This is a genomic window from Pseudomonas moraviensis (assembly GCF_900105805.1).
GTDB lineage: Bacteria > Pseudomonadota > Gammaproteobacteria > Pseudomonadales > Pseudomonadaceae > Aquipseudomonas > Aquipseudomonas moraviensis_A.
Map to the genome: position 1 here is coordinate 1903124 of NZ_LT629788.1, position 23448 is coordinate 1926571.

16 protein-coding genes are annotated in these 23448 nt (G+C 61.5%); 14 read left to right on the plus strand and 2 right to left on the minus strand.

The window, feature by feature from the left end; genetic code table 11:
• Positions 1-84 precede the first annotated feature (84 nt).
• Positions 85-561, plus strand: coding sequence for a helix-turn-helix domain-containing protein (locus BLU71_RS08725; protein WP_083352829.1), 477 nt, complete (start codon positions 85-87; stop codon positions 559-561).
• Positions 562-803: 242 nt separating this feature from the next.
• On the opposite strand, the gene BLU71_RS08730 is transcribed toward BLU71_RS08725, so the two are convergent.
• Positions 804-5963, minus strand: coding sequence for an AAA family ATPase (locus BLU71_RS08730; protein WP_083354316.1), 5160 nt, complete (start codon positions 5961-5963; stop codon positions 804-806).
• Between the two features lie 351 nt (positions 5964-6314).
• On the opposite strand from BLU71_RS08730, the gene BLU71_RS08735 reads away from it, so the two are divergent.
• Together BLU71_RS08735 and BLU71_RS08740 are read left to right on the plus strand one after the other, a co-directional pair.
• Complete coding sequence (locus BLU71_RS08735) at positions 6315-7304, plus strand: response regulator (RefSeq protein ID WP_083352830.1); 990 nt, start codon at positions 6315-6317, stop codon at positions 7302-7304.
• Positions 7301-7696 (plus strand): response regulator transcription factor, encoded by a 396-nt coding sequence (locus BLU71_RS08740; RefSeq protein ID WP_223259153.1) that lies wholly within the window; start codon positions 7301-7303, stop codon positions 7694-7696. Before BLU71_RS08735 ends, BLU71_RS08740 begins: the two co-directional genes overlap by 4 nt.
• Before the next feature lie 11 nt (positions 7697-7707).
• Here the strand turns inward: BLU71_RS08740 and BLU71_RS08745 are convergent, their stop codons facing one another.
• Positions 7708-8301, minus strand: a complete 594-nt coding sequence (locus tag BLU71_RS08745) for a TetR/AcrR family transcriptional regulator (protein ID WP_083352831.1) — start codon at positions 8299-8301, stop codon at positions 7708-7710.
• A 139-nt stretch (positions 8302-8440) separates the two neighbouring features.
• Here BLU71_RS08745 and BLU71_RS08750 point away from each other — a divergent pair, with 139 nt between their 5' ends.
• The 11 genes from BLU71_RS08750 (at position 8441) to BLU71_RS08800 (ending at position 23258) form a co-directional block, all read left to right on the plus strand.
• Positions 8441-9229, plus strand: a complete 789-nt coding sequence (locus tag BLU71_RS08750; protein ID WP_083352832.1) for an SDR family NAD(P)-dependent oxidoreductase — start codon at positions 8441-8443, stop codon at positions 9227-9229.
• A 55-nt stretch (positions 9230-9284) separates the two neighbouring features.
• Positions 9285-10301, plus strand: a complete 1017-nt coding sequence (locus BLU71_RS08755) for an NADP-dependent oxidoreductase (protein ID WP_083352833.1) — start codon at positions 9285-9287, stop codon at positions 10299-10301.
• A gap of 349 nt (positions 10302-10650) precedes the next feature.
• Positions 10651-13056 carry a glucose/quinate/shikimate family membrane-bound PQQ-dependent dehydrogenase gene (locus tag BLU71_RS08760; protein ID WP_156889221.1) on the plus strand — a complete coding sequence of 802 codons (2406 nt, stop codon included), beginning with the start codon at positions 10651-10653 and terminating at the stop codon, positions 13054-13056.
• A 97-nt stretch (positions 13057-13153) separates the two neighbouring features.
• Positions 13154-14452: a carbohydrate porin gene (locus BLU71_RS08765; RefSeq protein ID WP_083352835.1), complete on the plus strand. Its 1299-nt coding sequence runs from the start codon at positions 13154-13156 to the stop codon at positions 14450-14452.
• A gap of 315 nt (positions 14453-14767) precedes the next feature.
• Positions 14768-16273, plus strand: a complete 1506-nt coding sequence (proP, locus tag BLU71_RS08770; RefSeq protein WP_042610020.1) for a glycine betaine/L-proline transporter ProP — start codon at positions 14768-14770, stop codon at positions 16271-16273.
• Between the two features lie 165 nt (positions 16274-16438).
• Positions 16439-18142, plus strand: a complete 1704-nt coding sequence (locus BLU71_RS08775; protein WP_083352836.1) for an amidase — start codon at positions 16439-16441, stop codon at positions 18140-18142.
• 203 nt (positions 18143-18345) lie between these two features.
• Positions 18346-19641 carry an OprD family porin gene (locus BLU71_RS08780; protein WP_065617387.1) on the plus strand — a complete coding sequence of 432 codons (1296 nt, stop codon included), beginning with the start codon at positions 18346-18348 and terminating at the stop codon, positions 19639-19641.
• 301 nt (positions 19642-19942) lie between these two features.
• Complete coding sequence (locus BLU71_RS08785; protein ID WP_083354317.1) at positions 19943-20596, plus strand: hypothetical protein; 654 nt, start codon at positions 19943-19945, stop codon at positions 20594-20596.
• Positions 20593-21108: a hypothetical protein gene (locus tag BLU71_RS08790; protein ID WP_083352837.1), complete on the plus strand. Its 516-nt coding sequence runs from the start codon at positions 20593-20595 to the stop codon at positions 21106-21108. The genes BLU71_RS08785 and BLU71_RS08790 overlap by 4 nt, the downstream gene beginning before the upstream one ends.
• An 8-nt stretch (positions 21109-21116) precedes the next feature.
• Complete coding sequence (locus BLU71_RS08795; RefSeq protein ID WP_231982495.1) at positions 21117-21626, plus strand: hypothetical protein; 510 nt, start codon at positions 21117-21119, stop codon at positions 21624-21626.
• A 33-nt stretch (positions 21627-21659) separates the two neighbouring features.
• Positions 21660-23258, plus strand: a complete 1599-nt coding sequence (locus tag BLU71_RS08800) for an ATP-dependent nuclease (RefSeq protein WP_064362461.1) — start codon at positions 21660-21662, stop codon at positions 23256-23258.
• Positions 23259-23448: the final 190 nt, after the last annotated feature.

The following is a 23448-nucleotide window of genomic DNA, read 5'->3' on the forward strand; positions in this document are numbered from 1 at the left end:
TGCGCTTCATAACTTTTAAGGTTTGTTTAAGGACTTTAAATGTCGCTGGCGGCGAGACTTTGCCCATCGATCAGGAGAGCCGCCATGAACCCGCAATCGGTGAAGTCAGACCACCCCTGCCACCTCGCGCGCCCCTTGGGCGCGCTGTCCGGCTGGCAGGAACGCCGCGCCAAGGCCTACATGCTGCGCGACCTGAGCCGCAGCCTGCGGGTCAGCGAAATTGCCGAGCACTGCAACCTGTCGCGCAGTCATTTTTCCCGGGCGTTCAAGATCGTGACTGGCTGCTCGCCGCAGGAATGGATGCTGAAGATGAAGATCGACAAGGCCAAGGGCTTGCTGCTGACCTCGATGGCGATTACCGACATTGTTTACGAATGCGGTTTTTCCGATCACTCGCACTTCACGCGCACGTTTGGACGCATGGTGGGAATGCCACCGAAGGTCTGGCGACAGGCGATGTGCCGGGCGCGGGTGGCGGTGGTTGAGGCGGATGTCTGGCGGCTTAGCGATGGGCTGCTGAACTCGACGATAGGCGCGCGGTTGACGGAACTGCGGCCTTGAGTCGGATTCCAAAGAGTTTTGTTCACTCCTCCCTTTTGGCCGCGATTTTCGCGGCTTTTTTTTGTGATAGAGCGCTGGCGGTCGACGTAGGTCCCGCGGTGAATCCACCCCTCACCCCAGCCCTCTCCCCAGGGAGAGGGAGCCGATTTGTGGGCTTTCCAACACCGGGGTTCGGCTAGATATCCCAGGTCGGCATACCTCGACCAAACACCACGGTCATCCCCTCTCCCTCCGGGAGAGAGCTAGGGTGAGGGGCTTTTGATCCTGGCGTCCGGCGCCAGCGGCAGTCTGAAACAGATTCGCGCGCCCTCTTCGCTGTCCTCCACGCGCAACGTCCCGCCATGGGCGCCGATCACCGTTCGGCAAATCGCCAGGCCCATGCCCATGCCACTGCCTTTGGTGGTGAAAAATGCGTCGAAAATCTCCTCACGCTGATGCTCGGCAATCCCCGGCCCATTGTCCTGCACAGACACACAGACCTGCCCATCGGCCACCGTCGACTCGATAACCACCCGCCCATCCACAACACCCTGCCCGGCCATCGCCTCCAGTGCGTTGGTGATCAGGTTGTAGATTACCTGCTGGATCTGCACGCGATCCGCCAACACCGGGCCAGCAGCATTGAGCCGGGTGTGCAAGCTCACCCTGCGACTGTGCACATCACTGGCCGTCAGTTGCACTACCTCGCCAATCAACACGTCAATCGAAAGCGGCAGCCGTTGCAGCGGCGCCTGTTTGGCCAAGGCGCGCAAGGCCTGGACAATCTCGGTGGCCCGGGCGCTGTCGGCGCGGATGTCCTCCAGGCCCTGAATCGCTTCGTCGAGATCCGGTGTGTCGCGCTTGAGCCAGCGCAGACTGGCCGAGGCGTTCGATGAGATTCCCAGCAATGGCTGGCTGATTTCGTGGGCGATCGAGGCCGACAGCTCGCCCATCATTTTCAGGTGCGCGTTACGCGCCAGTTCCGCCCGCGAGCTGCGCAAGTCAGCCTCCATCTGCGCCCGCAGTCGGTTGTCTTCGACCAGTTGCGCGTACAACCGCGCGGTCTGCAACGACACCGCCGCCTGCGAGGCAAGGATTTCCAGCATCGTCAGGCGTTCGGCGCTGAACAGCTTCGGAACCAGGCTGTTTTCCAGATAAACCAGACCAATCAACGCGCCTTGTTTGAGCAACGGCAGGCACATCATCGAGCGCGCCTGCCGTTGCTGCAGATCAGCGCTGTAGGCTTGCGGGCAGTCGGCGCGGGCATCGTCGAGCACCATCGGCGTGCGCGTACGCATGGTCGAATTGAGCACTGAAACCGGGGCGATCTGCTCAAACGGGCGCTGGTTGTCCTGGCTGACCCGCACGTTACCCGCCTCGACGTGCGCGGCAGCGGCCAGTTGCAACTCACCGTCAGCGACCAACAACAGCGCACCCCGATCGGCTCCGGCCTGAATCATCAAGTGATTCATCAAGGTTTCCACCAGCCGATCGAGCAGCACTTCTTGCGAGACCGCGCGCGCCGCTTCGATGCCGACTTCCAGATCAAGGCGCACCCGCGTCACCGGCGCTACGGTTTCCAGCGAATACTCGCGAGCCAGAAACGGATGCGCGGCTTCGAGCTGACGCGCCTTGGCCTGCGCGCCCCACTGGACATAACAATCGCGGGCGACGCGCAGGTGATGATGCGTTCCCGAGACCAGACCGTTTGCCAGGCAAACTTCAGCCAATTGCTCATGGGCCAGCGCTTGTTCATGGATGAACCCGGCCGCGGCCGCGGCGATTTGCGCCTGGTCGAAGCAGCGAATGGCGACCAGCCCTTCCCCGCGCACACGGGCCATTGCGCCTTCGACCAGCAGCAGTTTGTTGCTGAAGGTCGAAGGATTGAGCTCCACCCAAGACAGGAAACGCTGACGTTGCTGCTGCAGTTTCTGCAATTTTTCCGCGGCAGAGCCCGGCGCATCGGGACTGGCCAGCGCCAGGCTGTAGAACAGGTAGTAATGGGCCAGATCGATGTGCGCCGGCAGCGACCAGGTCAACGCCTCGGCGTCTTCGAAACGGCGCAGCGCGTAGCGCACTTCACCGAAATAGAACGCCGACATGCCCGAGTACAACCCTTTCCAGAACAGTGTCGGCTGCGAAACGCGACCGCGATCCAGCGGGCCGAAGCGGTCATGCTCCAACGCATCAAGCTCTGCGATCGAACGAGGCTCAGGCTCATTGCGCAGGTCACTGGCAAACGCCTGTTGCGCCAGCAGAATGCGTTCGATGTCGATGTAGTGAAACTGCCGCACCCAGCTCAGGCCGACGTCCAGTTCGTTCAACACGTTTTGCAGCGGTTCGCCCATGAACAGCAAATCCGAGCCGATATGGTTGCAGGCGTAACACGACATGCCGAGATCGCCGCCCGCCTGACCGCATTCGAACGCGGCGAAAGCCTTCTGCCGGGCGTGGGCCATCGGTTTGGTCCACGGGCTGACCTGATCCAGCGCCACCAAGGTGCCGGTGCGTCCCGCTTCGTAGCCATGCAGATCAGTGAGTTCAAGCGCCAGTTCGGCGAAAGCGGCACCGTCCAGATATTCGCCATAGCGGTCGGCGATCATCACGCCGTACCAGGCAAAACCGTAGCCGCTGCTCGGCGTCGTACCATGCAGCAACGTCAGCTCGACCATCTTCGCCAAGTGCAGAAAGGCAATATCGTCCTGCACGAAGAATGAGGCGATCAGCGTGCTCAGCAGCTCCATCGCCACTTCGATTCGCGGCTCGTTGGCCTTGGGCAATGCGGTCAGATCAGCGATCCGTCGCGCGCCGACCAATTGCCGAACCCGCTCGAACGCTTCGCCCAGTTGCGCTTTCGAGGGTTGTCGCTGCAGGTCGATATCGAGCAACGCAAGACCGCTCAACGCTTCGCTGATCGCCCCGTGATAATCGGAGTGCAAAGTGCGCAGACTGGCGCGCAGGCGATAGGTTTTCGCTCGGTCCAGTGGGGTCTCGGCGTGGTTGAGGCAGTCATCGAGGCGCTGTTGCGCGCCGGGGAGATCCGCCAGCAACATCGCGCAATCGGCCGCCAGCCAGCGCGCCGCGAAGGCTTGCGGGTAGAGCTGCGTCCAGCCGCTGTCGCCGAGCAATACCTCGGCGCTGCGCAGATAATCCACGGCCTGCTCGACCGCGGCGCTAGCGCGGGCGCGCTCAGCGGCTTCGACCAACAGCTGGATGAAATCGGCGCGCCGAGGTGGTTGCAGCGCGTTGACGTCGCTGCGCTGAATCTGACTGGCAATGTCGAAGACCCGCGCCTGCCGCTGCTCGCCGCAGTGATCGAGCATGGCGGCGGCTATGCGCGCATGTTCGACGGCGCGCCCGGCTGGCGCCGTCAAGGCAGCGGCCGCCTCGAGTACGCGGTCGTGGGGAAACACCAGTTGGCCCGGTTCGCGCAGGAGAAGTCCGGCGCTGACCAGGTAATTCACATCACGCAGCAATTGCGCTGGATCATCCGGCAGCAGTCGCTGCAACAGCGCTTCTTCACAGCGCCCACCGACGTAACCCGCCGTACGCAGCACTTCGCGTGCACTGACCGGCAGACGCTGCAAGCGGTGCACCATCAATTCGGCCACATTGTCGGCGTAGCGATAGCCGTTCACCTCGGCCTGATCCCACACCCAGCGCCGCGTCGTTGCATCGAAACGCAGCAGACGCTCATCCACCAGAGCCCGTGCCACCTGGCTGACGAACAACGGATTGCCGGCGGTCTTGAAATGCACGACGCGCGCCAGCGCCTCGAGGTTATCGACGTCGGCATCGAGTTCGATCGCCATCAATTGCGCGACGGCCTGCGCCGACAGCGGCCGTAATGCAAGATCGCTGACTGGCAATGTCGGGGCGGCGCGCAGGTCATCGCTCCAACTGCCCGGACCTTGCGGTAGCTTGCCCTCGCGATAGGCCAGAATCAGCAACAAATGCCGCGTCGGCCGGGCGATGAAAGCTTTGAGAAACGCTTGGGTCGAGTCGTCCGCCCACTGCACGTCATCGATGAACAACAGCAGCGGATGCCCCGGTTGCGCAAAGACCTCGAGGACATCGAGCAGCGCCCGATTGACTCGGTCGAGGGCATGGCGGGCCGGCATGTCCGGTAATTCGGCGGTGGTACCGATCAGCAATTCGGCGTCCGGCGCCATGTCCACCAGCAAGCGGCCACGGCCTTTGAGGGTATCGCTCAGCTGCGCCCCGAGGGCCTGCAAGGCCAGCGTGGGCTTGGTCAACACTTGGCTGATCAGCGATTGAAAAATCTGCGCCAGTGGCGCGAAGGGTCGGTCGTTTTGCAGCAGTTCAACCTTGCCGCTGGCCCAGTAACCGGGTGCTTGTGTGCGCAGCACTTGCTGAATCAGCGTCGACTTGCCCGCCCCCGGCGCGCCGGCGACCAGCAGCACGCGGGCGATGCCATCGCTGCGCACGCGCTGGATCTGTTCGAGCAGTTGCTTGCGCTCGTCATCACGGCCGAACAGCACATCGCCGCGCGTAGCCGTCGCCCGTGCATCGAAGGCACCGAGGCGGAACGCTTCGATCTGGCCTTTTTTCTGCCATTGGCGCAGGCACCAGGTCAGATCGGCGGCCAGCGATTCGATGCTCTGGTAACGCGCCTCCGGCTCCTTGGCCAGGCCTTTGAGCAGCACATGACAAATGCCTTGCGGCAGGTCGGGGATGTATTGCGCCGGCGACAATGGCTCGACGGCGGCATGCACATGCAACCATTGCGAGGCGTCGCGGGCGGTCAGCGGCGGGCGCCCGGCCAGGGCCTCGTAGATGATTGCCGACAGCGCATACACCTCGCTGCGTTCATCGAACCCGGCGCCATCGCGCTGCAGCTGCTCCGGCGCCAGATAGGGCCAGTGTTCGAGGCTCGGCAGTTCGCTGTCCGGGGTTTCCTGGGCCTGGGTGTGAAAGCCCATCAGCCTGACACTGTCGTCAGCGCCGACCAGCAGATGCCAAGGCAATAAAGCACTCTGTGGGAGCGAGCCTGCTCGCGAAAGCGGTGGGTCAGTCAAGGGCGATGTCGGCTGAATTGACGCTTTCGCGAGCAGGCTCGCTCCCACAGGGTTTTGCGCTGTCTCGGGTTGCCGAGAGTGGGCCAGCGCATTCGCGGCGGCGACGGCGATGTTCAGCACGCGCCCGAGCGGCAGGCCGGCGGCGTCGAGCAATCCCGCCAGCGGCGCGCCCCACTGTGGGTAGACCAGCACCGGGCCGTCCGCCGAACGAATCAGCGCGAGCGGGTTGATCGCCCATTGCGATGGCAGCTGCACATGGAAGTCGCGCTCCAGCCGCTGGCACAGCGCCGGACGCTGGATCGGCGCGCGTACGGCAAACCATGTCTGGCCCGAGCGGCTGTCTTCGAGGGTGAACCACGTCAGTTCATGGTCGCGACGCAGCAGGCTGAACCGGCAGATGTCCAGCCATGCTTCATCGAGCATCGGCGCATCGGTCGCGCGGGAAATTGCAGATGAGGATGGCTGGCCGGGCATACACATTCACCGCTGGAAATGGGATTCAGGCTGGTGGCGAAGTATACGCAGCGTTTTTTTGCCAGAGGGCCAGCCGCTGCGCTGATGTCCGTCTGCGGCCTCAAGATGGCCGTCCAGAGCCTCGCACCGTGGTTTTTGAGGCTATAAAAGCGCGCGACTTATCCCTCGGGATAATTGCTTTATGCCAGGCCGTCACCTAGCGTACGCCTGATAACCCGGCGCCCGCGCCCTGTCCTTCTCACCTGCAACGCAGAGGCCTGCATGATCCGACTCGGCCAAGCCACGATTTCTCTGGAACGGCGCGAAGCCTTTCTCGATGGCCGGCCCTTGCGCGTGGGCGGGCGGGCGTTCGAAATACTCTCGGTGCTGATGCAGGCCGACGGGCGCATCGTCAGCAAGGACGAACTGATCAATCAGGTGTGGCCGGACATCGTCGTCGAAGAGAACAATCTGCAAGTGCAGATTTCCTCGCTGCGCAAACTGCTCGGGGAAAAAGAAATCATCCAGACGGTTCCCCGTCGAGGTTACCGATTATTGAAAGACCGCGAACCCAATCTGCCGCTGTTCAACCCACTGGCCTCGGCGCCGATCGTGGCGCAGCCGCCGCCGGTCGATGCGCAATCGGTGCCGGTGTTCATTGTCGACGATGAGGCCTGCGTGCGTACCGCGTTGAGCCGCTTGTTGCGCGCCGAAGGCATCGAACACCGGATTTTCCAGTCCGCCGAGGAATTGCTCGACGCCGACATCGCCAATGGCCCGGCGTGCCTGCTGCTCGACGTCAGCCTGCCGGAAGCCACGGGTTTGCAGTTGCAGGCGGCACTGAACCAGCGCGGCTTGCCGTGGCCGGTGATCTTCATGACCGGCCACGGCACCATTCCGATGTCGGTGCAGGCCATGAAGGCCGGCGCGGTGGAGTTTCTGACCAAGCCCTTCAATGACGATGAACTGCTCGGCATTCTGCGCAACACTCGTCAGCACGCGGCGACGGCGTACGATCAATGGCAACGGGTTCAGCACGTGCGGCAATTGGCAGCGCACCTGACGCCGCGTGAGCGCGAGGTGCTGCCGCTTATAGTTGGCGGTCTGTCGAACAAGCAGATCGCCAACCAGTTGGGCACCAGTGAGGTGACCGCCAAGGTTCACCGTAAACACATCATGGCGAAGATGCAGACCCGCTCGCTGGTCAACCTCGTCGAACTCTACGGACTGATCAGCGCTGCGCCTTCGCCTGGCCCATCGAGCCTGTCGTGAGCGGCCTGGCGGGTTGCCCGACGGCAGCCGACGGCACCCGACCTACCATCGTCTGCATCGTTGATGACGACGCATCCGTGCGCAAAAGCCTGTCGAATCTTCTGCGTTCCGTCGGTTATCGCGCGCAGGTGTATGCCAGCGGCGAAGCGTTTCTCGCCGACGCCGACTTCGCCGAGATCGCCTGTCTGCTGCTGGACCTGCGCATGCCCGGCCTGTCCGGCATCGACGTCATGCGCGCGCTGCCGCGACAGATTCCGGTGATCTGCATGTCTGCTCACTGGGACGAGGCGGCGCTGGCCGAAACCGGGCATTACCAGGCGTTCGAGTGCCTGTGCAAACCCTTCGAGGAAGAGGTGTTACTGGCGGCACTCGACAAGGCCCTGCACCGCTAAAGCTGCTCACTTCAACTGTCCTGCATGGTTTCTTCCTGAGTCTCGATCACGGGCAACGACTCAGTCATCGAAGCGTGACACACCGCCAGGATTTCATCGGCCAGCGCCGAGTCGTCCGGGCAGGCCCGCGACAGCATGATCGCGCCGACCGCATGGGCCAGCAGGTCGATCATTTTGCTTCTGCCCTCACCTTGCGGCGCGGTCGGGTATTTCTCGCCCAGGATCTGCAATAAGCGCTCGATGCCCTCGGCGAAAGCTGTCTTCACATCCCCCGACTGCCGCGCCGCATCGCCGCACAGTGCCGCCATGGTGCAACCAGTGGAACGGCCGTCGCGATGGTCGCGTGAAACGTACACATCGATGAAGTCCTGCACGCTCATCGCCTCGGCGCTGGCCAGTGACTGCGCCAGGCTGTTGGCCGACGCTTCGGCCATCAGATCGGCCTTGGAGCCGAAGTGTTTGTAAAAACCGCCGTGGGTGAAACCGGCCGCCGCCATCAGGTCAGCCACACCAACCCCGTCATAACCGCGTTCGCGGAACATCACTGAAGCCGTTTCGACAATGTGCTCGCGATTGGCCTGAGCCTGAGCTTTGGATACGCGCATGTTGGATACCTCCAGCGCTGAAAAATCATGGCTCGATGATACATAGATGTTGGCCATAATCAAAACCGTTGACAGTTTAGATTTCGATCATCATCCTAAAAGCCCGCAATCAATCTTCTATTCAAAAAGAGCCGACACCATGACTACTCGCCCTACTGTTCTGATCACTGGCGCCTCCACCGGCATCGGCGCGGTCTACGCCGCACGTTTCGCCCAACGCGGGCACGATCTGGTGCTGGTCGCCCGTGACCAGTCGCGTCTGGACGCCCTCGCCGCCGGTCTGCGCGCTGAGCACAACGTCAATATCGAAGTGCTGCAAGCCGATCTGACCCGACTCAGCGATCTGCAGACTGTCGAAGCGCGCCTGCGCGACGACGCGCGCATCGGCATCCTCGTCAACAATGCCGGCGCCGCGCAGTCCGGCACGTTCATCGAACAAAGCACTGACAGCGTGGCGCAACTGGTCGCCCTCAACACCACCGCGCTGGTGCGGCTGGCCAGCGCCATCGCCCCGCGTCTGGCCAAGGCTGGGGACGGCGCGATCATCAACATCGGTTCGGTGGTGGGCCTGGCGCCGGAGTTCGGCATGTCGGTGTATGGCGCGACCAAAGCGTTCGTGCTGTTTCTCTCCCAGGGCCTGAGCCTGGAGCTGTCGCCGAAAGGCGTGTACGTGCAAGCCGTACTACCCGCCGCCACCCGTACGGAAATCTGGGACCGCGCCGGTATCGACATCAACACGCTGACCGACATCATGGAAGTCGGCGACATGGTTGACGCTGCGCTGGTCGGTTTTGATCGTCGCGAAGTCGTCACCATCCCGCCGCTGCATGAAGGCGAACGCTGGGATGCCCTGCAAACCGCGCGGCAGGGCCTGCTGGGGCAGATTCGCCAGTCGGCCGTGGCGCCACGTTATCTGCCTCAAGCCTGACTTCAACCGGACCCGCCGCCAGTGCGGCGGGTTCCTACCGACAAGAGCATCCGTAATGAAAGCATTTTTCATCGAGCGCTACGGCAAGCAGAACGGCCGGATTGGCGACGTCCCCGAACCGCTGATCGGGGAAAACGACGTGCTGATCGAAGTGCACGGCAGCAGCATCAACCCGCTGGATCTGAAGATTCGCAGCGGCGAATTCAAGATGATCCTGCCCTATCAGATGCCTTTGATATTGGGCAACGATGTCGCCGGTGTGGTGCTCGGCACTGGTGCGGCGGTCAAGCGGTTCAAGCCGGGCGATGAGGTTTATGCCCGTGCGCCTGAAAACAGGATCGGCACGTTTGCCCACCGCATCGCCGTCGACGAAACAGCGGTCGCCCTCAAACCCGCCCGTCTCGACATGACCGAGGCGGCGTGCATGCCGCTGGTGGCGTTGACCGCGTGGCAGGCATTGGTTGAAGTCGCCAGGTTGCAAAAGGGTCAGAAAGTGTTGATCCACGCCGGCTCCGGTGGCGTCGGCACAGTCGCCATTCAGCTGGCCAGACACCTCGGCGCTTTCGTCGCGACGACTACCAGCACGGCGAATGTCGAGTGGGTCAAAGCGCTGGGCGCTGACGTGGTGATTGATTACACGCAACAGGATTTCGCCAGCGAACTGCGCGATTACGATGTAGTGCTCAACAGCCTCGGTGGCGATGTGCTGGAGAAATCGCTGAAGGTGCTGAAACCGGGTGGGCAGCTGATTTCCCTGTCCGGACCGCCGACCGCGCAGTTCGCACAGGAGCAGGGTTTGTCGTGGCTGCTTGGGTTGGTCATGCGTGTGCTCAGCAGCGGTATCCGGCGAAAGGCGCGCAAGCGTGGGGTGCGTTATGCGTTTCTGTTTATGCGCGCCGATGGCATTCAGCTGCAGAAGATCAGCGCATTGATCGAGGCTGGGGTTATCAAACCGGTGATCGACCGGATCTTTGGCTTCGATCAGATAGCTGACGCCTTGCACTACGTCGAACAAGGCCGGGCCAAGGGCAAGGTCGCCATCGTGATCGATCCTGAAAGCCCCTCACCCTAGCCCTCTCCCAAGGGAGAGGGAACTGACCGAGTTGAATGTGCGAGTTACACCGATCTGAGATACCGAGGCGAACACAGGTCTCAAAAAGCCCACAAATCAGCTCCCTCTCCTCGGGGAGAGGGCTGGGGTGAGGGGTGAATCCAGCGCGGTGTCCAAGCATGTGCATTGCAATACCACGCTCAATCCGCCCCTCCTGCTGAAACCTCGAGAAACCCCTCTCAACTTGCGTTTTGCTAATCCTGCACCACGCTTGATTCACAGAAGTGCACGTTTTCATGGCAAAACTGCGGTTAACTGAATGGTTAGTTACCGCTATAATCCCGCGCTTCATTCAAACGGGACTTTCAATGTGAACCACAGTCAACGCGTCTCAGGCGTTTCAACGTTCATTCTCGTCGGCCTTGGCGTGATCATCGCCCTGCTCGGTCTGGCGCTCGCGGCCGGCGGTGTGAAGCTGGTCAGCCTGGGCGGTTCCTGGTACTTCCTGGTCGGCGGTCTGGCGATGACCGTTTCCGGTGTGCTGATCGCACTGAAGAAGACTGCAGGCGCCTGGCTGTTCGCCGCGTTTCTCGTGGCGACTGCGATCTGGGCGGTGGCTGACGCCGGGCTGGTGTTCTGGCCGGTGTTCTCGCGGCTGTTCATGTTCAGCGCGATCGGTATGGTCGTCGCGCTGGTCTACCCGCTGCTGGCGCGTGCCAATGGCCGCGTTGCCGGTCGCGGCGCGTATGCCGTGGCCGCTGTGCTCGCCGTGGGTGTGGCGGTTGCTGCGGGCAACATGTTCGTCGCGCATCCAACGGTTGCGGCCACTGGCACCGGTCCGGGACTGACCCCGGTCGAGCCGGCCAAGGCGCAGAAAGACTGGGCGCACTACGGCAACACCGAAGGTGGCAGCCGCTTCGCCGCGCTCGATCAGATCAACCGCAACAACGTCGACCAATTGAAAGTCGCGTGGACCTACCACACCGGTGACGTCGCCGAGAGCGATGGCAACGGCGCCGAAGACCAGCTCACCCCGCTGCAGGTCGGCAACAAGGTGTTCATCTGCACTCCGCACAACAACCTGATCGCCCTCGACGCCGACACCGGTAAAGAGCTGTGGAAGAACGCGATCAACGCGCAATCGAAAGTCTGGCAGCGCTGCCGTGGCATGGCTTATTTCGACGCCACCGCCACCCTCGCTCAGCCGAGCAATTCTTCGATCATCGAAGCCAAACCGGCGCCGGCCGCCAACTGCCAGCGCCGTCTGCTGACCAACACCATCGATGCCCGCCTGATCGCGGTCGACGCTGACACCGGCGAGTTCTGCCAAGGTTTCGGCAACAACGGTCAGGTCGATCTGAAGGCCGGTCTGGGGGATGTTCCGGACAGCTACTATCAGTTGTCGTCCGCGCCATTGATGGCCGGCACCACCGTGGTGGTAGGCGGTCGCGTCGCCGACAACGTGCAGAGCGACATGCCCGGCGGCGTGATTCGCGGGTTTGACGTGATCACCGGCGCCATGCGCTGGGCGTTCGACCCGGGCAACCCGCAGGATCGCAATGCACCGGCCGATGGCAGCACCTACGTGCGCAGCACGCCAAACAGCTGGGCACCGATGTCCTATGACGCAGCGACCAACACGGTGTTCCTGCCCATGGGCAGCTCGTCCACCGACATCTATGGTGTCGAGCGTAGCGAACTGGACCACAAGTACGGCGCCTCGATCCTCGCGCTGGATGCCAGCACGGGTGAAGAACGCTGGGTGTTCCAGACCGTGCACAACGATCTGTGGGACTTCGACCTGCCGATGCAGCCGAGCCTGATCGACTTCGACAAGGACGGCCAAAGCGTTCCGGCGCTGGTCATCGGCACCAAGGCCGGGCAGATCTATGTGCTCGATCGCGCCACCGGCAAGCCACTGACTGAAGTCAAGGAAGTACCGGTGAAAGCCGCGAACATCCCCAACGAGCCGTACTCGCCGACCCAGCCGAAATCCGTGGGCATGCCGCAGATCGGCGCGCAGCACCTGACCGAGTCGGACATGTGGGGCGCCACGCCGTATGACCAGTTGCTCTGCCGCATCGACTTCAAGAGCATGCGCTACGAGGGTCTGTACACCGCGCCGGGCACTGACAAATCGCTGAGCTTCCCGGGTTCGCTGGGCGGCATGAACTGGGGCAGCATCTCCACTGACCCGGTGCACGGTTTCATCTTCGTCAACGACATGCGCCTGGGTCTGTGGATTCAGATGATTCCATCGCAGAACAAGGGCCAGGCCGCAGGCGGTGGCGAAGCACTGAACACCGGCATGGGCGCTGTGCCGCTCAAAGGCACGCCGTACGCAGTGAACAAGAACCGCTTCCTCTCGGTGGCCGGCATTCCGTGCCAGGCGCCGCCGTTCGGCACGTTGACCGCGATCGACATGAAGACCCAGAAAGTCGCGTGGCAGGTTCCGGTCGGCACCGTTGAAGACACCGGTCCTCTGGGCATTCGCATGCACTTGCCGATCAAGATCGGTCTGCCAACCCTCGGCGGCCCCCTGTCGACCCAGGGTGGCCTGATCTTCATTGCCGGCACCCAGGACTTCTACCTGCGCGCCTTCAACAGCGGCAACGGCGAAGAAGTCTGGAAAGCGCGTCTGCCAGTCGGCAGCCAGGGCGGCCCGATGACCTACGTTTCGCCGAAGACCGGCAAGCAGTACATCGTCGTCACCGCTGGCGGCGCACGTCAGTCGACTGATCGCGGCGATTACGTGATGGCCTACGCCCTGCCGTAATCCGCTGCTGCACATCCACCCACTCCCCAGCGCGCGGTGCCTCACAGCACCGCGTCGCCGTTTTATTGCGTTGAAGATTTCAGCAGGAAGGATTCACATGTCATCGGCTGTTCGCTTTTCTCGTACCAAACTTTCCACTGGCCTGCTGCTGGGCCTGAGCTGCACCACCGCCCTGCCCGCGCTGGCCGCCAGCGATTCCGGTCTGCTGACCCGCAGCACCCTCACCGGTGACTGGGGCGGCTTGCGTCATCAACTGGATGAAGACGGCGTCAAGTTCAGCGGCGATTACAGCGGCGAAACCGCTTACAACGCCGACGGCGGCCTGCACCGTTCGGCGCGTTATTCGCAGAACATCAAGCTCGGCGTGCAGTTTGATCTGGGCAAGCTGTATGGCGTCGACAATGCCGGCAAGGTGCAACTGACCATCAACGACCGTCGCGGCAACAGCGCTTCGGAAGATCTGGTCGGCAACCGCTTGCCGATTCAGGAAAACTACGGCGGCCTGTACACGCGCCTGACCGAGCTCAGTTACGAGCGCAGCCTGTTCACTCCGGCGCTGAACGTGAAGCTCGGCTACATGGCCATGGGCAACGACCTCGGCGGCCTCGACAGCGGCATTCTGTGCAACTTCATGAACGCTGGTTTCTGCGGCCATCCGCTGAACATGTCCGGCGGCAGCGGCTGGACCAACTACCCCAACGCGCGTCTGGGCGTGCGGGTCAAATACGACCTGTCGCCGTCCTGGCAGCTGCGTGTGGCGGCGTTCAACGTCGACCCCGAGAGCAACGGCAATTCCAGCCGCGCCTGGCATTTGGGGCCGAAGCACACCACCGGCACCGTCGTACCGATCGAGCTGGTGTACAAGCACGCCGGCGAGCTGCCGGGTGAATACAAGCTCGGCTATTACTACGACAGTTCCGACGTCAAACGCATTGGCAGCGACGACGAGGTGTCCGGTCGTGGCGGTCATTACCTGCTGATCGATCAGGCGGTCTGGCGTTCGCCGACCTCCGAGGGGCGCAGCCTGCATGCGTTTGGTCAGTATTCGGCGGCCAGTGAAGCGGCCTCACCGTTCAGCAAGTGGTACGGCACCGGCGTAGTCCTGTACAAACCGTTCGAAGGCCGCCCGCGTGACACTCTGGCGCTGGGCTATGGCCGCGCCGTGCCGAACCCGCGCAGCCGTGATGTTCAGCAGGATGCCGCCATGGCCAATGGCGCTGCATTCCCGCATCTCGACAGCGCTGAGCAACTGATCGAATTGGGCTACGGCTACCAGGCCACCCCATGGCTGACCCTGCGCCCGAACCTGCAATACATCATCGAACCGGGCGCGTTCTCCGGGCAGGACATCGACAATGCGCTGGTGGTGGGGTTGCAGGTGAAGGCTGCGCTTTAAGCCTTGTGGTGGATGCACCACCGCTATCGCGAGCAGGCTCACTCCTACAGGGTTTGGCGTCGGGCACAAAATCCCGGCAATACACAACCCCCCTGTAGGAGTGAGCCTGCTCGCGATGGCATTGGTTCAGGCAACCAAAATTTTTGAATGCTCAACCAGTTCCTTCAGAGCACCGACCAGTCACCCACCTGTCGAAATTAATTCCAGCCATCGGTGAATTATTTCGTGTCCGCATGTATCTGAGGCAGAAGAGCCGGCGCCATCATGGAGATGGCATCGCAGCGCTAATCTGGATCAGCGAGCGGGAACATCGCAATGAAATCACGCAAGAACACCGTCAAACCGATCGGTTTGAAAGACATCACCATTGTCGACGACGCCAAGATGCGCAAGGCAATCACCGCCGCCGCACTGGGCAACGCCATGGAATGGTTCGACTTTGGCGTCTACGGCTTTGTCGCCTATGTGCTCGGCAAGGTCTTCTTCCCCGGCGCCGATCCCGGCGTGCAAATGATCGCCGCGCTGGCGACCTTCTCCGTGCCTTTCCTGATTCGTCCGCTGGGCGGGCTGTTCTTTGGTGCGCTCGGCGACAAATACGGCCGGCAGAAAGTCCTCGCCGCGACCATCGTCATCATGTCCCTGAGCACCTTTGCCATCGGCCTGATTCCGTCCTATGCCTCGATCGGCATCTGGGCGCCGATCCTGCTGTTGCTGGCGAAGATGGCCCAGGGTTTCTCCGTGGGTGGCGAGTACACCGGCGCCTCGATCTTCGTCGCTGAATACGCACCGGACCGCAAACGCGGCTTCCTCGGCAGCTGGCTGGATTTCGGCTCGATCGCCGGTTTCGTCTTTGGCGCCGGCGTGGTGGTGCTGATTTCGACGATCCTCGGTGAACAGCGCTTCGAAGAATGGGGCTGGAGAATTCCGTTTTTCCTTGCCCTGCCGCTGGGCATGATCGGCCTGTATCTGCGCCACGCCCTGGAAGAAACCCCGGCGTTCCAGCAGCACGTGGAAAAGCTCGAACAAGGTGACCGCGAAGGCCTCGCCGGTGGCCCGAAAGTGTCGTTCAAGGAAGTCGCGACCAAGCACTGGCGCAGCCTGATGACCTGCATCGGCGTAGTAGCGGCGACCAACGTCACCTACTACATGCTGCTCACCTACATGCCGAGTTACCTGACCCACAACCTGCATTACAGCGAAAACCACGGCGTGCTGATCATCATCGCGATCATGGTCGGCATGCTCTTCGTGCAGCCGCTGATCGGCTTCGTCAGCGACAAGATCGGCCGCAAACCCTTTATTGTCGTCGGCAGCATCGGCCTGTTCATCTTCGCCATTCCGGCGTTCATGCTGATCAACAGCGGCAGCATCGGCCTGATCTTCTCCGGCTTGCTGATTCTGGCGGTGTTGCTCAACTTCTTCATTGGCGTCATGGCCTCTACCCTGCCGGCGATGTTCCCCACCCATATCCGCTACAGCGCTTTGGCCAGTGCCTTCAACGTCTCGGTGCTGATCGCCGGTCTGACCCCGACTGCCGTGGCCTGGCTGGTGGAAAGCACCAACGATCTGTACATGCCCGCGTATTACCTGATGGTGATCGCCGTGGTCGGCCTGATCACCGGCGTGACCATGAAGGAAACCGCCAACAAACCCCTGCGCGGCGCGGCCCCGGCGGCCTCCGACCTCGAGGAGGCCAAGGAGCTGCTGCAGGAACACCACGACAACATCGAACAGAAAATCGAAGACATCGATGCCGAGATCGCCGAGCTGGAGGCCAAGCGCAAGGTGCTGGTTCAGCAGCACCCGCGCATCAACGAGTGATCCGCTAGACCCAGAAAAAATCGGCGGGGCCGTCACCCCGTCGATTACTCGGAGCGCGGCTTGGTGTTAAATAGGCGCCAGTCTTGACCTTGTCGCTTAAAGCCGTGCAACGAGAACCGCTATGAATACCCCTGCCCAGAACATCTTCGCTCAACAGGTGACCCGATGATCGAAGTCACCGAAGTCTCCATCGCCCAACTGCGCGCCGCCCTCGAATCCGGCCAGACCACTGCCGTGGAACTGGTACAAGCCTATCTGGCGCGCATTGATGCCTACGACGGCGCCGACACCCCGACGGCACTCAACGCCGTAGTCGTGCGCAATCCTGAAGCGCTGAACGAAGCCCGCGCCTCCGATGCCCGCCGCGCCAAAGGCGCAACCTTGGGGCCGCTCGATGGCATCCCCTACACCGCCAAAGACAGCTACTTGGTCAAAGGCCTGACCGCCGCGTCCGGCAGCCCGGCGTTTGCCGATCTGGTTGCCCATCGCGATGCTTTCACCATCGAGCGCCTGCGCGTTGCCGGGGCGATCTGCCTGGGCAAGACCAACATGCCGCCGATGGCCAATGGCGGCATGCAGCGTGGCGTTTATGGCCGCGCTGAAAGTCCGTACAACGCCGCCTACCTCACCGCGCCTTTCGCCTCCGGCTCATCCAATGGCGCCGGTACCGCCACCGCAGCGAGTTTTGCTGCATTCGGTCTGGCGGAGGAAACCTGGTCGAGCGGTCGCGGCCCGGCGTCGAACAATGGGCTGTGCGCCTACACCCCGTCGCGCGGAGTGATTTCGGTGCGCGGCAATTGGCCGTTGACCCCCACCATGGACGTCGTCGTGCCGTTCGCGCGGACCATGGCCGACCTGCTCGAAGTGCTCGACGTGGTCGTCGCCGAAGACCCCGACACCCGTGGCGACTTGTGGCGCCTGCAACCGTGGGTGCCAATCCCCCGCGTCAGCGAAGTGCGCCCGGCGGCGTACAGTGAACTGGCCGCCGACGCCAAAGCCTTGGCCGGCAAACGCTTCGCCATCCCGCGCATGTACATCAACGCCGACGATGACGCCGGCACCAGCGAAGCCCCTGGCATCGGCGGCCCGACCGGTCAGCGCATCAACACCCGCGCTTCGGTGATCGACTTGTGGCAGCAGGCGCGTCAGGCCCTGGAGGCCGCTGGTGCCGAAGTCATCGAAAGCGATTTCCCGCTGGTCTCCAACTGCGAAGGCGACCGCCCCGGCGCGCCAACCGTGTTCACCCGTGGCCTGGTCTCGAAGGAATTCCTCCACCACGAACTGTGGGATCTGACTGCCTGGGCGTTTGACGACTTCCTGCAGGCCAACGGCGATCCGAAACTCAATCGTCTGGTCGACGTCGACGGGCCGAAAATTTTCCCGCACGACCCCGGCACCCTGCCCAACCGCGAAGGCGATCTGGCCGCCGGCATGGACGAATACGTGCGCATGGCCGAACGCGGTATCACGCCGTGGAATGAAATCACTACCGTGCCTGATGGCTTGCGCGGTCTGGAGCAAACCCGGCGCATCGACCTCGAAGACTGGATGGATAAGCTCGGCCTCGATGCGGTGCTGTTCCCGACCGTCGCTGACGTCGGCCCGGCGGATGCTGATGTCAATCCTGCCTCGGCCGACATCGCCTGGAGCAACGGCGTCTGGGTAGCCAACGGCAACCTCGCGATCCGCCACCTCGGCGTGCCCACCGTGACCGTGCCGATGGGCGTGATGGCCGACATCGGCATGCCCGTCGGCCTGACTTTCGCCGGCCGCGCCTACGACGATTCGAACCTGTTGCGCTTCGCCGCTGCGTTTGAATCGACCGGCAGCAAACGCCAGATCCCACCGCGGACACCGCCGCTGGTGTAACCCTTACTGACACACCGCTATCAACTGTAGGAGTGAGCCTGCTCGCGATAGCGGTGTGTCAGCCGACAAAGATGCTGCCTTATACACCGCTATCGCGAGCAGGCTCACTCCTACAAAGGCTGCCAACTCAGCACACCGGCCCAATCCTTTTCAACCCAATCCCCCGATCATCAGCGCCATCCAAATCGCCACCGGCCCTGACCATGATCAACCGCGCCCCTTTCCGTTTCACCCTGCTTGCCATGCTCTGCGGTCTGACCGGCACCGCCCACGCCAGCGGCTTTTTCGGCGACGCCAAAAGCGACGTGCTGCTGCGCAACTTCTATCTCAGCAACGACTACCGCTCGCCTGCACCCTCCGGAAAAAACTACAAACAGGAATGGGCTCAGGGCTTTATCGGTAACTTCTCATCCGGTTTCACCGAGGGCACTGTCGGGTTCGGCATCGATGCCCACGCCTTCGCCGGGCTGAAACTTGACGGTGGCAAAGGGCATTCGGGCACGGGTCTGCTTCCGGTCGACAGCGATGGTCGCAGCGAAAACGACTACTCCAGCGCCGGCGGTGCGCTCAAATTGAAAGTCTCCCGTACCACCCTCGCCTTCGGTGAAATGACCGTAGAGAACCCGGTCTTCGACACCTCCGACAAACGTCTGCAACCGGAATACGCCACCGGTTTTCTGCTCAACAGCGCCGAGTTTGACTACGTCAATCTGGTCGCCGGACATTTCACCGCGTTCAAGAACCAGGACAGCTCATCGGGCAAAGGTGATTTTTACGGCTATGGCGCCAACACCGAGGCCGGCGGGATCAGTTTTATCGGCGCCGACCTGTTCGGCGCAAGCCCCATCGGCGGCGCACTTTACGCCTCCGAACTGAGCGACACCTGGCACCAGTACTACGGCAACCTGCACTTCAAACAGTCCGGCGTGCTGCTTGACGCCAACCTCTACCACACCCGCGACACCGGCCGCGCATTGGCCGGCGAGATCGATAACACCGCGTTCAGCCTCTCCGGCAAATACAGCTTCGGCCCCCACGCGGTGATGCTCGGCTGGCAGCGCATCAACGGCGACACGCCGTTCGACTTCGTTGGCGGCGACTCGATCTACCTCGCCAACTCGATCAAATACGCCGACTTCAACGGCGCCAACGAACGTTCCTGGCAAGCCCGCTACGACCTCGACTTCGGCGCCTTCGGCATCCCCGGCCTGAACTTCATGACCCGCTACGTCCGCGGCAGCCACATCGACGGCACCCACGCCCCCAAGGGCGGCGCGTACAACCCGTTCGACGCCGACAGCGGCGACTATCAACCGCAACAGGGTGATGGCGGCAAGCACTGGGAACGCGACATCGACCTGAAATACATCGTCCAGTCCGGTGCCGCGAAGGATTTGTCGGTACAGCTTTCCCACGTCACCCACCGCGCCAACGAAGCGCAGGCTGGCGATGACATTGACCGGATCTACGTGGTCGTCCAGTACCCACTTGGTTTCTGAAAGAAACACTCACGTCCCTTTGCAATGCGGCCCCATGTAGGAGTGAGCCTGCTCGCGATAGCGGTGTGTCAGTCAACACCAATTTCTCGGGAGGACGCCATCGCGAGCAGGCTCACTCCTACATCGGATGCGTTTCCCATCCAAACAGTAGCCGAATCTATCCTTGCAGCACGGCGATCACCGCTAGCCAAATGCCATCACCTCCCTTATCCTGCGCACCCGCAAAAAAAGCCAAGCCAGGAAGGCATTGATTGACCTTCCTGTTTGTAGTCAATCAACACACCCGGATTCAGGGATGAACATGTTCCAGTTATTCAAACTCGGCATGGCCGTTGTGCTCGCCGCGACGCTCAGCGGCTGCATTACCGAAAGCGCCTCATGGGTCAGCGAACCCTTGCAACCCAAGGCCAGCGAGCCAGTCAGTTACCTCGTGGGCTCAATCGGGCCGCAATCTCTCAAGCAGTCCGCTGCTGACAACCAGCGAATCTTCTTCCGCAAACGCGGTTCGGAATACGGGGCCGCCGGTGTCTGGAAAATGGCCGGCGCTTACTCAACGCCGCAGGATATTCAGGACGGAGCCGGCGCAGCGAGCGTATTCGTGCTGCCGCTCAAGCCGGGCGATTACGAGTTCTATGATTTCCAGTTCTTTTCCGCACGCTACCAACCAGGGCTCGGCACCGTTTTCACCTCAGCCGAGGCCCGCGAGAAATTCAACCTGCCGATGCGCCTTGAAGCCGGCAAGGCCTATTACATCGGTGAGTTCCGTTCGTTTTGCATGACCGCAGGATTCTGCGCGTTCCGCTGGAATGATCAAAACGCCCGTGATGCCACCGTCGCTCAGCGCATGACCCCAGGGCTGCCAACCCTGCAACCGCTGAAGCTCGACCTGAAAAACGCTGAGCCCTACATCTTTACCGGCCCTACTCCAGGTGCGGCCGTGGACGCCAAACCATGAGAACAGTCATCGCCCTCACCGCCGCCGCTCTGTTGACCGGTTGCGCGGCCACCAACACCTTGCCAGAGCGCACGCTCGCAGACGGTCAAGATTATCTGCAGCCGATTCACGTTATGGTCGATGATCCGGAAAATGGCTCCAGCCTGCGCAACCACCTGCGTCAGACCGGCGTGTTCCGCACCATCGAAACCGGCAGCGGCAAAGCTGACGAGTACAACGTGCAGGTCAAGCTCAATGTGGAGCGTCACCTGCCGCCATTTCCGGTCATCCTGCTGAGCAGCGCGACGTTGTTCCTGCTGCCGCTGTCGAACGAATTCGACACGCAAAGCGAATTCACCGTGTTCCAGGGTGACAAGCGCCTGAAGCAATACACCTATCGCAACACCACTGAAAAATACATCTGGCTGCTGGATCAGGGCGGTGAGATGCGCGAACAGAACCTCAGCCGCATCGCTCGCGCCTTCGCGCAGGATGTGCAGCAAGACCGGCTGATCCCGGCAGTCGCGCAATGAACCTCGCCATGATGAAAGTCGCCGGCCTGCTCTGCGCCTCACTGATGCTGGGCGGCTGCGCCAACACCTTGCAACCGCTCGACTACCATGCAGACCAAGCCTATGTGCCGGTCACGCTCGGCATGGGGCCGGCGTATACGCGCATCGACGAGCAGCATCAGCGCGAAACCATCAGCGTCCTGAAAAAAACCGGCGCGTTCTCGATGCTCGATGGCGGTTACACCCGCAACGGCTACAGCCTGTTGATCACCGAACCCGGTGACGGCAAGGTCAACTGGCTGGCGCTGGTCAACGTCTTCACACTGTTCACCTTCCCGATGCCCTACCACTACCAGGACAACCTGCGCGGCTCGGTCTTCAAGGATGGTCAACTGCTCAAAACCTACAACTACTCGCGCGAGGGCTGGAGCGTAATGGCGTGGTACGTGCCGATTCCAGCGTTTGAAAACAAACGGCAGATGCTCGATCAGTTATTGCGCGAGATGGATCGGGACCGGCTGATTCCTTACAGCCACTAGCATTTTTTCAAGGCCAGGAGGCCGTTCTACCCCATGAAGATAAAGCACATCTGGCTGTCGGCCATACGCACGCTCAACACGCCAAGCCAAACGGTTAACGCCAATAACCTCATGTCGCACTGGCAAGCACTGCAGCAGAGCGGCGCGATCACCCTTGGCGATATCAATGTTTTCATTGGCGAGAATGGCTCGGGTAAATCAACCGTCATCGACATGGTCAGGGCGTTGAAACACCCGGAAATACTGGCCTCGCTCCCACGGGAAAATCCGCCGCGACAGATTCTGCCCGGCTACAGCATCAGCTTTGATAATGACGACAATTGGTCGTACTTCTTTTCCGGAAATACGTTCGACCCGGATCTGGACTGCATTGAAAACGTCGCGTGCAGTCAGCTCCTGCTCATACCCAGCCAACGAAAACACTATGTGCGTTCCAGCGACCTGCACAAGCACGCCCTGTTTTCACCCGTACCGCGTTTTTACGAATACGCCAATATTCATTACCGCAACGGCATGACGCTCGAAGATCAATTCAGCGAAGACGCTGTCGCGGAACTGAACAAAAGCAAGCCGTTTCTGTGCAGCCTGGCGACTGATCGGCAAGGGAGTTTCGGTGCCACGCTGATTGACGACGGCACTTTCCAGCTCGGCGAGGACGGTCGTTTGTCGGTGTGGATCAAGGACGACCCCAAAATGCCCAACCAACTACCCGTGAGCTGGCTTCCCACAGGCTGGAAGTCTTATGCGCTGATGGCCGCCTGGCTGCGAAATTGCCCGAAGCATGCCATCTGCCTGCTGGAGGAACCGGAAAGTCACCTGCATCCGAAAATGCTCAGGTTTGTGATGGATTCCCTGATCGAAATTGCCACCGAACGCCATCAACAACTGCTGATCAGCACGCATTCTGCGACCGTCATCAATATCGCGGCGAAAGACAAACTAACGTTGTTCGAGATGTGCGGAAGCCATATCAAGAGCCAGCCCGATCGGCGCGACATTCTTGATCGTTTGGGCTATCTGGCGTCGGATATCCTGCAGGCCAACTGCATCGTCTGGGTTGAAGGGCCCTCAGACCGTACGTATCTCAACTACTGGCTGGCAGGCCGTGCCCCCGAGCTAGTTGAAGGTATTCACTATTCGGTCATGTATTACGGCGGCAGGCTGCTGAGCCACCTCGGCGTAGCGGAAGAAAACGAAGACGACAGTGAAGATAACAGTGCCGACTTCATCAATCTGCAGTCGTTGAACAGAAACTCGGCGATTCTGATCGACAGCGATAAATCCAGCGCCAAGGGAAAACTGCGCAAGACCAAAGAGCGCGTGATTAAAGAGATCCAGGCTAACGGCGGCGTCGCTTGGGTCACCAAGGGTCGGGAAATCGAGAACTACATCGCCCCCCAATATATGGAAGTGGCGATCAAGCAAGTTCACCGTACTGCCAAACGCATCGTTTCCCAGTCGATCTGGGCCAATGCCCTGGAATACAAGAAGCTTCACGCACGCAAGAAAACCGTGGCCAACAAGGTCAAGGTCGCGGCGAAGATCAGCAGTGAGTACAAGCCAGATTATTCGGTTCTGGACCTCGGCGAGCGCATTGATGAGCTATGCACATTCATTCGCAAATGCAACTGAACTGCCTGGGCACTGAAGCTCCGGCAACGAGCGCCTGATCAGGCAGGCTCGCTCGCGCAGCGCCATGGATTTCTCATGCGACAAGGACCCGTCCTGCCTTGACGAGATCGCACCCTCGATCATTACCTCTGCCCACCCGGCTCCACGCAACCACCGTTAAGCGACGCCGTCACCGCCGTAAGGCGCTTGC